This window comes from Mediterraneibacter agrestimuris (genome assembly GCF_943193195.1).
Taxonomy (GTDB): Bacteria; Bacillota; Clostridia; order Lachnospirales; family Lachnospiraceae; genus Schaedlerella; species Schaedlerella agrestimuris.
The window spans coordinates 57,820-71,584 of record NZ_CALPDG010000014.1; the positions used below are offsets into that span (position 1 = coordinate 57,820).

General features: G+C 35.8%; 9 protein-coding genes and 4 pseudogenes. 6 read left to right on the plus strand and 7 right to left on the minus strand.

The window, feature by feature from the left end; genetic code table 11:
• Positions 1–182: 182 nt before the first annotated feature.
• From holA to NFS18_RS08935, 3 genes are read right to left on the minus strand one after another with little or no spacing between them, the layout of a single operon-like run.
• A complete protein-coding gene (holA, locus tag NFS18_RS08925) occupies positions 183–1,172 on the minus strand; it encodes a DNA polymerase III subunit delta (protein ID WP_251389712.1) in 990 nt (329 codons plus the stop codon).
• A gap of 51 nt (positions 1,173–1,223) precedes the next feature.
• A complete protein-coding gene (locus tag NFS18_RS08930; protein ID WP_251389713.1) occupies positions 1,224–1,373 on the minus strand; it encodes a hypothetical protein in 150 nt (49 codons plus the stop codon).
• 40 nt (positions 1,374–1,413) lie between these two features.
• Positions 1,414–1,965, minus strand: coding sequence for a ComEC/Rec2 family competence protein (locus NFS18_RS08935; protein ID WP_251389714.1), 552 nt, complete (start codon positions 1,963–1,965; stop codon positions 1,414–1,416).
• A 434-nt stretch (positions 1,966–2,399) separates the two neighbouring features.
• Between NFS18_RS08935 and NFS18_RS08940 the strand changes: the two are divergent.
• The 4 genes and pseudogenes from NFS18_RS08940 to NFS18_RS08955 all read left to right on the plus strand — a co-directional run bounded on the left by NFS18_RS08940 (position 2,400) and on the right by NFS18_RS08955 (position 5,038).
• Positions 2,400–2,789 (plus strand): annotated as a pseudogene (locus tag NFS18_RS08940) (BlaI/MecI/CopY family transcriptional regulator).
• Position 2,790: 1 nt separating this feature from the next.
• Positions 2,791–3,699 (plus strand): annotated as a pseudogene (locus NFS18_RS08945) (M56 family metallopeptidase); the annotation flags it as partial.
• Positions 3,700–3,782: 83 nt separating this feature from the next.
• On the plus strand, positions 3,783–4,076 hold the full coding sequence (locus tag NFS18_RS08950) for a transposase (protein ID WP_251389715.1): 294 nt from the start codon (positions 3,783–3,785) through the stop codon (positions 4,074–4,076).
• A gap of 56 nt (positions 4,077–4,132) precedes the next feature.
• A complete protein-coding gene (locus tag NFS18_RS08955) occupies positions 4,133–5,038 on the plus strand; it encodes an IS3 family transposase (protein ID WP_251389716.1) in 906 nt (301 codons plus the stop codon).
• On the opposite strand, the pseudogene tnpC reads toward NFS18_RS08955, so the two are convergent.
• From tnpC to NFS18_RS08970, 3 genes and pseudogenes are all read right to left on the minus strand, one after another.
• Positions 5,035–6,653: pseudogene (gene tnpC, locus NFS18_RS08960) on the minus strand (IS66 family transposase). The gene NFS18_RS08955 and the pseudogene tnpC overlap by 4 nt on opposite strands.
• Positions 6,654–6,945: 292 nt before the next feature.
• A complete protein-coding gene (tnpB, locus tag NFS18_RS08965; protein WP_251389717.1) occupies positions 6,946–7,308 on the minus strand; it encodes an IS66 family insertion sequence element accessory protein TnpB in 363 nt (120 codons plus the stop codon).
• On the minus strand, positions 7,298–7,663 hold the full coding sequence (locus tag NFS18_RS08970) for an IS66 family insertion sequence element accessory protein TnpB (protein WP_251389718.1): 366 nt from the start codon (positions 7,661–7,663) through the stop codon (positions 7,298–7,300). The genes tnpB and NFS18_RS08970 overlap by 11 nt, the downstream gene beginning before the upstream one ends.
• Positions 7,664–7,993: 330 nt before the next feature.
• Between NFS18_RS08970 and NFS18_RS08975 the strand changes: the two are divergent.
• Positions 7,994–8,434, plus strand: a pseudogene (locus tag NFS18_RS08975) (transposase); the annotation flags it as partial.
• Positions 8,435–9,053: 619 nt separating this feature from the next.
• On the opposite strand, the gene NFS18_RS08980 reads toward NFS18_RS08975, so the two are convergent.
• Positions 9,054–9,242 carry a mersacidin family lantibiotic gene (locus NFS18_RS08980; protein ID WP_251389719.1) on the minus strand — a complete coding sequence of 63 codons (189 nt, stop codon included), beginning with the start codon at positions 9,240–9,242 and terminating at the stop codon, positions 9,054–9,056.
• A gap of 766 nt (positions 9,243–10,008) precedes the next feature.
• Between NFS18_RS08980 and lanM the strand changes: the two genes are divergently transcribed.
• On the plus strand, positions 10,009–12,903 hold the full coding sequence (gene lanM / locus NFS18_RS08985) for a type 2 lanthipeptide synthetase LanM (RefSeq protein ID WP_251389720.1): 2,895 nt from the start codon (positions 10,009–10,011) through the stop codon (positions 12,901–12,903).
• Positions 12,904–13,765 lie beyond the last annotated feature (862 nt).

Below are 13,765 nucleotides of genomic sequence, written 5' to 3' on the forward strand. Positions count from 1 at the left end.
TTCTTCCTTCCAAAATGTTTCTTAACCAGGTTGTTCCTGTTCCGCTGTATTACACTGTACTGTTACAGAATCCAACTCCAAACGTCAGCTATTGACACTATTGCTCCAGTATATCACAGAGATTCCGTTGATGACAAGAACTAACCTATGTTTTATCTGATCTGTAGTAACAGTACAAAACCCTACACACTGCCCTGACTATACTTTACAAGAAAAATCTCTACTGCCAGTACATCTGTCAAAAGTCCTGTCTTGACCCGCTGTTCAATATCCGCACTGTCCTCCAGAATCTCGCGCAGTTCCTTTATACGAAACAATCTTGCCTGTTCCTGATATTTGCCTACAGCAAACGGATGCAGTCCTGCCTTTTCCGCAATCTCCTTACGCCCATATCCCTTCTTCATAAGCTGCTTCACCTGATACAGTCCTCGGTACTGTCTGGTCAGCAAAAAGAGAATCCGCATAGGCGGTTCTTTTAACGCCAGCAGTTCATAATACAGATCCAATGCCTTTTTCTGCTTCTTTTCCGCCACTGCATTGACCATATCAAAAATATGATTAGTAATCTGTGTCACACAGACTGCATCAATATCTTCCCGTGTTACAACGCCCCGTTCCAGCGCATAACAAAATATCTTTTCCAGCTCTTTCGTAATATTCTCCATATCCGTGCCGACTTTATTCAGAAAATACATCACATCTGATTCCGTAATTTTCTTATTTTCTTTACCAACCTGTCCGGCAACCCAACGTTTCAATGTTTTCTCATCCTGAAGAGGCAGTTCCACCGCTCTTCCCTTCGCCTTGACTGCTTTATACATCTTGCTGCGCTTGTCCACCTCATTTTCCACAAAGAGAAAATACGTTGTTTTTGGCAGCCCTTTAAGATAGTCCGCCAAATCTGCTCCCGCAGAACTTTTGAAAAACCCGGTATTCTCAAACACAAGAAGACGGCGCTCTGCAAAGAAAGGCATGGTTTCCGCAAGGTCAATAACTTCCCTCACGTCTATGCCTTTTCCTTCATAGTAGGCATAGTTCATTGTATCCCCCTCAGAAAGCAATGCTTTCGTAAACCGTTCCTTATACTGTCTCTTCAGATAATTTTCCTCTCCGAAGAGAAGATAAATCTGACTAAATTGTCCTGTTTTTAAATCTTCATTTAAACTCTTCATAATGACTTATTATATAGGAAAATCTCCTATTTTGCAAAATATTTCCCCACATTAAGATAAAACTGCTTTTTCAATCAATGCATTTTTCGAAATTCCTTCACTAGCTGCACACAATGTCGCACTACTTCCTTCAAATAAAAACAGACTATTAATTCCGAGAACCTTCTCGTAAAAACGGGCATCCTTGTCTGAATATTCCACAGAACCATATCTTTTCCAAACGCAACACTGTTTCAAAAAATCATTGCCGATACTTCTTCACATGCACCCGCTCTCCATCCGTCACTATTGTCACTGCCCCGCTTTCCTTTGTATAGTAAACCCTGCCCCCGATGTTTTCCAATCGGGTAAGAGTCTCTTCATGCGGATGTCCGTATCTGTTTTCCTTCCCCAATGAAATCACCGTAATTTCCAGCAATATAACTCTCAGCAATTCTTCTGATGTGGAGTTTTTAGAACCATGATGCCCCGCCTTCAGCACATCATAATCTCGCAGATTCCCTTTATTCAAAAGCTGTTGTTCCCCTTCTCCTTCCAAGTCTCCGGTAAATAACATCTCAAACACTTTATACTTCAGTTCCAACACCATAGAAGAATCATTTCCGATATCTCCTGTATATTCCTGTAACGGCGCCAGGCACGTCAGCGTCATCTTCCCGTCTGACACCCTTTGTCCACATTCCATTGTCACAGTTCTCGTGCCGTTCTGTTCCGCAAGCCCTGCCAGCTTCTGTAAGCTTTCATCTAATACGTCTTTCGCCGGAAGTACAAGGGTCTTAATCCAAATCGCCATATCCTGATCCGTGAGTAGTTCTTTTACACCACTTATATGATCTTCATCGCCATGGGATATGAATACATAATAAAAATCAGAGGCTCTACACAATACACAGTGTTTATATTGTTCACTATGGAGTAAGATTTTGGCATCCTATTTAAATACTCTTTATTTCTAAATATACCTTTATTTGTTACTCAAATCCTAACATATAATAGACAAATCTGCTTTTCGTACAGTGCTCTTTTACCTTTGTACTTACCAATAATAAAGAATAAAAATTTGTCGCAAATACTCTTCATCTGTTTATTAGGCATTATTTAATATTTATAATTATTACATGTGTAATACAAATTGTCAATTTTCAGTTTACTTAGATTAACAATTTATTATCCCCATTTTATAATATTTTTATTACAATCGTAAGATTTTTTAAAGAGGGACTTCCCATGAATAATACTCTTCCAAAAATTCCCGAATCTGAATACGAAGTTATGAAAATCATATGGAAATATACACCAATCAGCACTAATGAAATAACAGAAAAATTACTACATACTACAAGCTAGAGTTCTAAAACAATACAAACTCTGATTAAACGTCTTGTATCCAAAGGCGCTCTCACTTATAAAAAACAGAGTCGCATGTTTGTTTATACTCCGGCAGTAAAAGAGAGTGAATACATCGGGCAGGAAAGCAGTTCCTTTCTGAACCGTTATTACGATGGAGATATTATGGCTATCGTATCTGCTTATATAGAAAATGACAAATTATCGGAATCCGAACTAGATGCGCTCCGCACACTTCTTTCACAGAAACCTGAAAAAGGGGGAAAATAACATGGCTGATTTTATGATCCGCTTTCTTATCTCCAACATACTACTCTGCGGCATCATTGGTATCCTTTTGCTTATAAAGTATATCTTAAAAACCAGTTTGTCCAGTCAGATGCAGTATAACCTACGGTTCCTGCTACCAAAACAGAAGCTATCATAGACCAGACATTTAATACAAATATTGCAGACCCCAAAACTGGATGGAAGATTTTACCCTTTCCGTAAACAGAGAAACTCCACCTATAATTGGCTATCTGTTACTTGTACTTTGGATATCGGGTATCATCACCATACTGATATTAGTAATCCGGTCTGCCTTGCGCCTGCATACTTTGAAAAACTCTGCGTTGCCTCTTCAAAGTCAAAAGATTCAAAGATTATATCAGTGTTGCCTAAGCGACACAAGTATTACAAAAAACATCCCAATATACAGCACCGCTTATCTAAAATCTCCTGTCATTGAAGGATTTTTAAAACCATGTATCTATCTTCTCATTCATCTCATATCAGATGATAATGAAGCAGATATCCGCTATATGCTTTACATGAACTGCAGCACTATAAACACAAAGATGGGATTGCAAACTATCTGATGAACCTTGCCGGAATTGTTTACTGGTTCAATCCGCTTGTCTGGTATGCGCTGAAAGAAATGCGAAATGACTGGGAAATTGCCTGTGATACTTCTGTTTTAAAACTATTGGCATCCGATGATTATGTAACTTATGGAAATACGCTGATTAACTTTGCTGAAAAGATTTCTCTGACTCCATTTCCTTTTGCTTCTGGCATCAGTGGAAATATGAAACAGATGAAACGAAGAATTCTAAGTATTGCATCTTACGAAAAACCGACCTTACAAAAACAGCTAAAAAGTAGCACTGTTTTTCTGCTGACATCCGTTCTGCTGGTGCTAGAATATAAATGGTACAAAATAAACATGACCATTTTCAATAAATAGTATATGATAGTCATAGTTCAAGGAGGAGAATGGTTATGGCAAAAGGTACAAAATATTCCCAACAGTTTAAAGAGGATGCGGTACAGTATCGCTTGGCTCACCCAAAGTTGTCACTTCATAAGGCAGCAAAGAATCTGGGAATCAGTGAATCTGCAATGAAAAATTGGATGAAAGCAGCAAAAGAACATGAAGGATCCGTTCCTACCCGCGGTTCTGGCAATTATATAAGTGATGAAGCAAAAGAGATTGCAAGATTACAGCGTGAATTACGAGATACAAAGGATGCCCTTGAAGTGTTAAAAAAAGCAATCGGTATTCTGGGAAACTGACAGAAGCTCTTTATACGGCTGCTTCTGAGTACGTGGAAGAAATCAAATCCCTGCCTGTGAAACGTCAAGTTTCTGTCAGCGGAATACTGAAAAAATCAGGCGTTTCACGTTCGGGTTACAATGCAAGGAAAAAACGGGTTCCTTCGGACACGTCTGTTCGCCGTACCGTTTTACAAGAAAAAATCCAAAAGATTTATGAGGATTCTCATCAAAACTATGGAGCTCTTAAAATTACAGCAGAATTGCGAAAATCAGGAGAACAGATTTCTGAAAAAACAGTCGGGAACTATATGCGACAAATGAAAATTAAAGCCCAGTGGGTAAAACCGTATATCCAGACAACCATAGACTCTGATTTCAGTCAGAAACTAAAAAATATTCTCAATGAGGAATTCAATCCTGCACAACCGGATGCTGTCTGGTGCTCCGTTCTCACCTATATTTGGACGTTGGAAGGATTTGTGTATCTTACCAGCGTCAAGGATCTGTATTCGAGAAAAATCATTTCATGGGTATTGAGTGAAACATTGGAGGCATCCCATGTAGTGGAATGTATTGAAAAAGCAAAATGTGTCAGAAACGTTGAAAAACCGTTGATCTTCCATTGTGACAGGGGATGTCAGTATGTGTCGGAAGCATTTCAAAAAGCAACCACAGGTATGATTCACAGTTATTCAAAGAAAGCATATCCATGGGATAATGCCTGTATAGAATCTTTTCATGCACTCTTGAAAAGGGAATGGATCAATCGGTTCAAAATCTTTAATTATACACACGCATATAAATTGGTTTTTGAATATATCGAAACATTTTATAATACAGTACGCATTCACAGTCATTGCGGATATTTATCTCCAAATGAATATGAGGAACAATATCTTAAAAGCACGGAAAAGAATGTAGTAAAAATAGCAAGTACCTTGACATTTTTAGGGGGCTGCTTTGCAGCCACCAGTATTTAAGATTTGCGGATTTCTACCGGAAGTTTTTCTGACCAAGGAAGAAGATCTTTCAGAAAAAAAAATCCCTGTCATCCATGTGTTTCGGAATCTCTTCCAAGAGATGCCGCACATAATTAAAGGGCCTCAGATTATTGGCTTTTGCAGTTTCCACTATGCTGTAAATGATTGCGGAAGTCCTGGCACCATTGATTGTATCAATCATCTGCCAATTTTTCTTCCCAATACAAAAACCTCGGATCGCTCTTTCGGACGCATTATTATCGATTGGAACATCTCCGTCTGTGAGAAATACACGGAGATATTTTTCTTGATTCAACGCATAACCGACAGCATCACCAAATTTATCCTTTTTGGACACGTTTATGGTTTTAAGGTATGCAAAAAACGCATCCACAAGTGGTTTGATAACCACTTGCCGTTGCCTAAGCCGTTCATCAGAAGAAAAATCATTTAGTTCCCCTTCTTCCCGATAGATCACCTGGATCTGTTTCATCAGCAGAAATGCATTGGATTCCTTTTGATATGATTTAGGAATCAGCTTCAAAGCATCATCAAATCTGAGGCGGCAATGCACCCAGCATCCGGCAATGGTTAGCTCTTCCAACTCTTTTTCTAAAGTATGGTAGACCTGATAACCGTCTGTTACACAGATGCCGTCATATCCTTTTAGGAATTCCCGTGGATGGGATGCGTTTCTCGTCTGCTGGTATTCATACAGGACAATCTCCTGATCTTGATACAGATGTCCAGAACGGTATACCCACATCCAGCTTTTGGAACCAGCTTTGCGTCCGTCATGGTTTACAAGCACCGGTGTCTCATCTGCCTGGATTACATGATAAGAATACAATTCTTTATGAAGATGATCATAAAGGACCGATAAATATTCCTCCGCTAAACGTATGCGCCAGTTTGCCATGTTCTGTCTTGTAATCTGAAGACCATAGCGCTGGAATTCCTGTTCCAACCGGTAAAGAGGTACTGCATTCACATACTTTCCATTGATAATTGCAGCTGCCAGTGATGGTGATACCAAGCTTCCATGCAGCAAAGCTTTTGGATGGTCTGCTTTGACCATATGTTCATCTGTTTTGCTTGCATACACGCCTATGTGATGTTCTTCCACTTCTACCTTCGCAGGTACGAAATGATATTTTCTGGAAATGGCATCCGGCAACTGTTTCCATCCCTTGGCGCCGAATTCCGCTTTCAATTCCTCCTCGGATAGATAATGGTCAATCCGTCTGACCGCAAGCCCGGAAAGATCAGCCTCTTTCTTCCCCTTTCGCTTTGGCTGTTTTGGGGATTTGAGTTCCAGATCATCAGGCTCTGCTTCATTGAGATCGCAGACTGCTTCGGCTTCATTGAAAAATACAATCGTTCCATCTACTTCGCAAAAACAGATCTGGCTGGTATCTTCCATTTTTTCGGAAGACCTGCCAAAACGGCTCTGCTTACCAAGAATCACCTGCTCCATCAGAAGCCGCATTTTTTCATTCGATGCGTGAAGTTCCTTTGTTAAGGCATTAAGCTGTTCCTGCTGTTGTAAAAGAAGTTGGATAAGAAACGACTTATCAACGCTATTTAATTGTTCTTCCGTATAATTGACTGCCATAACCGAACCTCACTTTCCTGAGTGGTATTATAGCAGAATCCAAGTTTTTTGGCTATTTTTGAATTCTGTCACCTTCGTCATTTTGACGGTGGATAACAGTCATGAATACCTGAAAATAAAAGTCTGAAATTCAGATATTTATGACTGTTATCCACAATCTGAAAAGTTTTGGAGCCAGGAGTATATAGAAACTCACAGAAAACTTTCAGGATGTGAATAACTTTAAATTTTATATTGCACAGGATAACCTGACATGGATGAAAATGATTTTATTTTCTACGTTTTGCACAAATCACAATGAGAATTCAGGATCAGAAACTTCTTCTATGGGATGTTTGGCAACGATTTCCAGACCTTGCATCAACATTTGATACTGGTTTGTGCTAATCTCCAGCGCTTCTTCTTGTGTGCGAGGCCATCGGAAGTTCTCGTTTTCAATCCGCTTGTACAGAAGGAGAAATCCGTCTCCTTCCCAGATAAGTCCTTTTATACGATCTGTACGCTTGCCGCAAAATAAGAATAATGTATTTTTATCGTAAGGATCGAGCTGGAACTGAAAACGTATAATCCTGGCTAAGCCATCAATCCCTCTGCGCAGATCCGTAAAGCCGGTCGCCAGATACACTTTTTTGAATCCGGTACCATCATTGAGCATCCCCAATCACTCCCATAAGTGTTTGTAGAAATGAGGCAGATGCCTGCTCGGTGATTTCCAAAGTGAGGTTGTTTCCACTTCTGATCACGGCAGCAATTTTATGCTCCGATGCCATATTTACCGTACGGATTGCAGAAGAGGGAACTTCTACAAATGTTTGTGTATGATCCGCGGTTTCCAGGTAAGCCTCACGGACTTTCCGGAGTCTCCAGTAATAACTCGCTTTTGTAATGTCGCGCAACTGACACCATTCATCGATTTTCATTCCTTGCGGGCGGTTTTGGCAGTCTCTGATCAGGTCAGCCCATTCACTCAAACGGGTTTGCTGTGCAATTAAACTTGTATGAGATTTCATGACTCACCTCCTGTTACAAAGTCTAAAAAGTTGAGTACTAAACTATTTAGACTTTATAATGATGAGTCTATTATCTCACATCGGATGATTTTGAAAAGGTACTCGCTATTTTGCGTTTACTTTCATGCTCTTACGGACATACTTATTTGTGCTTGAAAAGGCGGACTACACATATATTTATGCGGTCATCCGGCAAGCCGGACAGTCCACTCACCTCCCCGTGATTTGTAGTATACCGAGTTCCCTACAAGAAGAATTATAAAGAAAAATAAGCTCAGGGAAACATTTTCATATCGTTTTGTGCCTGAGCGAAGCGAAAGGAATGGATATATTTATGGAATAAGCACAACAGCTTCCTGCGCGATCATTGCTGAGATCCACATTGATATGAAGCCGTATAAAACGGCGGAGCATATCTGTTCATGGGCAGGTCTATGTCCCTGTAAGAATGAAAGCGCTGGAAAACGCAAAAACACCTCTGTCACAAAAGGCAATCTGTATATAAAAAGTATACTTTGTGAAATTGCCTGAGTAATTGCTGTGAAACGTACTACTTACCTTTCTGCGTGGTATTGGAGTATCAAGCAGAAAAAAGGTGCCAAAAAAGCTATAATTGCTCTTGCCCGGAAACTTCTCGTAATCATTTACACCATGCTGAAACAGGGTACGCTTTTCGATGAGTCCTGTTTTAAAGTCAGACGTAAAAGCTGTGAACAAAGACAACTTTCCCTCTATATCCGGGAATTAGAGAAGCACGGCTACCATGTGTAATCACAAGCCTGATTTTTTGTAATAATAATATTTCACTGCTGGCATCCAGTTTTGTGACTGCTTTAAAATGATGCTTTTCTGATTGTTGAAAACATTTGTTGTCAAGATTCAGTTCTTGGCTACGAGTTTTATTTTCGTAGCCAGGTACAAAATGAGAGTGGAACTTTTATCCCCTCATTAAATAAGGAAGTCAAAATTTTTCTATTTCTATAAAAAACTTAAAATTTCTTGATTTTATAAATTTGAAATACAGATTTGTATTTTAGACAATGCTGGAGACAATACATTTTTGATTTTTCTTAAAATTGGATAAGGTATCTAAACAACAAATATATTATAAGAATATCTACTCACAAAGTGAATTTTGATGCTATTACTCAATACCTATCAAGCTATCACGAAAAACCTCTAAATATATAAAACTTCTTTAGACAAAATACCGACCATCAGATATAAAATTCTGATAGTCAGTATTCTTTTAATAATTTTTAAACTCTAGTTCCCTTAACAAACAGAAAATACCGTATATTGTACACCTATATCCGAATATTTTAGGAAACCATACATTACACAGCGAAATCCGTCCCATGAAGCACCAGTTATAAATAATATGTTAATATTAGCGACAATTATACGGAGGTTTGGATAATATAAGTGTTGTAATTTTTCCTATATCTTCTCCTTGAACGTCTCCACTACCTTGAATTTTTTGCATTTCTTCGCATGTTAAATCCTCAAATTTTTTCCCAACAATATCCTCGTCCGTCTGTTCGCTTTTTTGAAATTCTTTTTTCTCTTCTTCATTCACATTAATCACCTCCTGTTTAGAACTCGTGATATTACGAGATTTATTTCATAAACTTGTAATTACTTTCACTTTTTACAAAATTCCTTATTTTTGTATCTTACTAACTGTTGAATTAACATACTAACCATAATCTAGAGTTTAAAGCATAGTACATATAAGGAAATTTCTCTATCACTACATTCGACTAAATAAATTCTTATCACGAATTCTCTAGTAGTAGTTTTTTATGTCCCTCTCCAAGGACATACCCTTAATGGAATTTATTTATTACATATTGTATATTATTTTTTCTATTTTGTCAATTATACTTTCTTAGTGTATTACATTTTGTGCATGAGAGGATAACTTCTTCTACGAGTAATTTATTCACGGAATCTATTCACGACGAGGAATCAATTAAAATTAATTTCTATAGAAAGACCGATTTTAGTATGATGTCACTGGCAGCAACCTAGTTTTCCAATACCTCCTCCTGGTACGGGCATCCTGCACACACCACAATAATAATAAAGACCGGTATAGATTCATCCCCTATGATTGAAATGTACTTTTTGGATGTACTTTAATGTACTTTGGTAATAAGATACACTCTTTACTTTTATGGTTAATAAAAGATATAATTAGTTTATAATTCCCACCGTGATAATTAATATATGTATTTGAGGGAAACAAAATAGTTAACGAAAGGAAAAGTATGATTTTTATCATATAAAAACTTTATATTATGATACTAAAAAATGAATATCTTTTTGGGTATGCAACGAATATGAAAGAGCGAATAGAAATTTTAGATACAACTGCTGCAAACCAATCTTTAGAAAATTTAAAAAAATGGAAAAACAGAAAAACTTTATTATCAGATTCTGATTTTCGTCGCATGCTTACACTAAGAAATATATCCGAAACTCAATACGATTTAGCTGTTTCTCCGCTAAACGAGATTTCGCTCAAAAAACTTTTTTCCTATGTAAAACAGCAAGAATGGTTTAAACTTCACAAAAAAATTTTTTCCATTCAAAGAACCTATACACCTAAGTCCATAAAAGCCGCATTGCATTTTCATGTAAACTTTTACATGGATTTTATTTCTGAACTTTCAACTAAATATCATGAAATCACTTTTGATGATTCCTGTTTGAACTCAATGAAAAAAGATATAACTGCTCAACTTATGAATCTAGCTCAAAAAACTCTTGTATGGGATGTACATGCCAAACTAGAGAACACTCCCAATAGTAGTAATCTTAGCGATTCAGAAAGTTTTAAATATTATCTCACCAAAAGATTTGGTGATAATTTAACAGAATATTTCTTTCTTGAATACCCTACACTTGCTCGTCTTCTTGCAGAACGCATGGTGTATGCGATGGAGAATTTACAGTTAATCATTGATTCTTTAAAAAATTGTACTCAAGAGATAACCCTGATTTTTGGAATAAAAACCCCTTTTTGCATCAGCAAATTCCAATCACAAAAAGGTGATTTTCATAATAAAGGAAAAGCCTCTACAATTATAGAAATTAACCATGTTCCCCTTGTATACAAATTCCGCAATAATGATGTACTCAAAAAATATAATACCTTACTATCTTTTATTGAAAAAAGCCAACCTAATTTCCATCTGTATAAAAGCCGTCACATTACAGGAAAAGGATTTTGTATTGAAGAATTTATTGATAACGAAAACTGTACAAATAATAGTGAAATTATAGAATATTATAAAAATTACGGTTATTTATCCGCTCTTACATATTGGCTCGGATCAACTGACTTACACAAAGAAAACCTCATTGCTAAAGGTAAACATCCAGTTCTCATAGATGTAGAAACTCTTTTAAGAACAGAAGAAAGACGAATATATTCAGACGATTTCACAAAAATTAAATATTTTGAGTCCAATTCTGCAATAAGCACTGGTATGCTTCCTATGGAAAAATACTGGAAAAAGCAAATTGATTATAGCGCGCTGAATGGCATGAAACAAAAACTTCCCTATAAAGTTAGAAAATTGCTTAATGAAGATACCAGCAAAATTGCTTTTGAATTATGCGAATCATATACATTACCAGCTAATAATATTCCCCGATTAAATGGCGAACGCATAACATACGAAAATTATAGTCATTATATTGAAACTTCATTTGAGAAAATGCTCTTTTGGCTACAAAAAAATGGAAACGTTGTTTATCAACATATACTAGAAGATTTTAATTCCATAGCGATTCGTGTCATCTTAAGGGATACTCAGGATTACTATAATTTTTTAGACTTTTCCACTCATCCATCTTGCATGGTAGACTACATAGAAAGAGAGAAAATATTCGAAAATCTTTGGAGCAATTCATTTATCGATTCAAATATAGTGTTGTATGAGGTTGCCGCGCTATGCAGACATGACATTCCCTATTTTTTTACATCAACTAACTCCAAAGATATTTATTCATGTGATGGTAAGATTGAAAATTATTTTTCCCAAAACATTTTGAACCTTCTAAAAAAACACATTACATCAATAGATAAATATAACATTGAATACTCACTACTACTATTAGGTGAAAGCCTTAACTGTCTATCTTCAAAGTGTAAGCCGATTTCTATACCATCATGCAAAACGAATAAAAATATATTTATAGACAAAGCAAATAATATCGCAGATATAATGCTAAAAAATATAATTATAAACGAAAAAGAAAATACTGTGCTTTGGCCTGAGCCAATGAATCATGGCAAAAAATTAACTGTAGATTATCCTGATTCAAATTTATATAATGGTACTTCCGGACTATTTATTTTCTTTTATCATTTAAATGAATTAAGTCCGAATCCCAAATATAAAAAAATACTTCAGGTTCTTGAATATGAAATATTTAATGCAGAACATTTTAGTGATTTCGAAAGTGCATTTTACGGGAAAGGATCTAAAATTGCAGCATCTTTTATTGCGTATCATCTTAAAAAAGAAGAAAAATACTACAACCACCTAACAAAATGGCTATTAGAAACAAAAAAAATTGCTTCTAAAATAAAATCCTGGGACTGGATCCGCGGAAAAAGCAGTTTAATAACCTTATTAGTAACAATATACACAGAATGCCCTCTTCCGATTATCGAGAACATTCTTGAAATCCTCATTTCAGATATAGATTGTATTGATATCAAAGGAATAGGATTTGCTCATGGATATTGTGGAATTTTATATGCACTTTTGCGAGTAAACACCGTATTGCATCACGCAAATATAAATAAAAAAATTATAGAAATATATCAAATAATAGAAAATCGATTACAAAAACATAATACTTTTTCTCCAGCATGGTGTAACGGAACATTAGGTATAAACCAAGCGCTTTCCGAGTTTGCAAAGCAGCATCCAACATACAATATTAAATTGATTGAGCCCAAAAAATATTATATTCAAAATAACTCTTGTATATGTCATGGTACATTTGGTGAAGTTTCAACTGATTATAATATGTTAGACAAATCTAGCAAAATTTATAGAAACAATCTAGTAAAATATGCCCATAAGGAAATCATTTTATGTCAATACAAAAGATTTATACCTTTAGGACTTTTCAATGGTTTATCTGGGATTGGTTACCAACTACTATATTGTGCATATCCAAATAAGATAGTAAATTTGCTGTTTTTTAATACATAATTTAATATATTTCTTACTTTTAAAAAAGAAATACTTTACTTTGTTTTGACTATATTGTATAATAACTATGATTTAAAATTCATAGATCATAGGAGGAAAGTCATGGAAACAGTTACATTCGAAAGCATACAAAATAATCTTTGTAATTCAGAAAAAATTGATGAGTTCATTGGGGAGTCATTTGAAAACAGTAACATTGAATATATATTCAACTCTACCAATACTCCCCATTACATCACTTTTATTACAGAAAGGATAATATGCTATTAAGAAATTTCTTTAGAACTCATAGAATAATTACGAATATTACTATGAGTTCTAAAGAAAAACATAATTTAACTAAGTATACTTTAAAAGCAAGCAATTTATCCAAATACACCAACATAAGCAAAACCTCCAGACCTATTTATCCAGAGGCTTTTATATAAATCATACTCTTCAACACTTCCAAATCTTACTACCAAAACGCTTAATCGTATAATCATTAACTTATTTTTCTCAGGATCATAATTGCAACCGCTTCAATTATAGTAACAATATTGTAAATCCATTGAATACAATTACCTACTGTAACATAATTAATTTCTATACTATCCAATGTTTTTGCCACAATATTCATAAGTAATATAAATGCTATTGTAGAAAAAATACTCGCTTTCCCTATAATTGCCCGCCCTCTTTCGTCACGGGATGATTTCATGAAGAGTAATACTATCAAAACTATTGTAAATATCAATCCCACATATGCACCTATCATAAAAAATGGAACATTACTAATAATTTTACTATAAATGAGCAAATTTGAAAAATTGCACAAAACTACACTGCGAATTTCATAAATGAATCAAAATCATTACTTTCC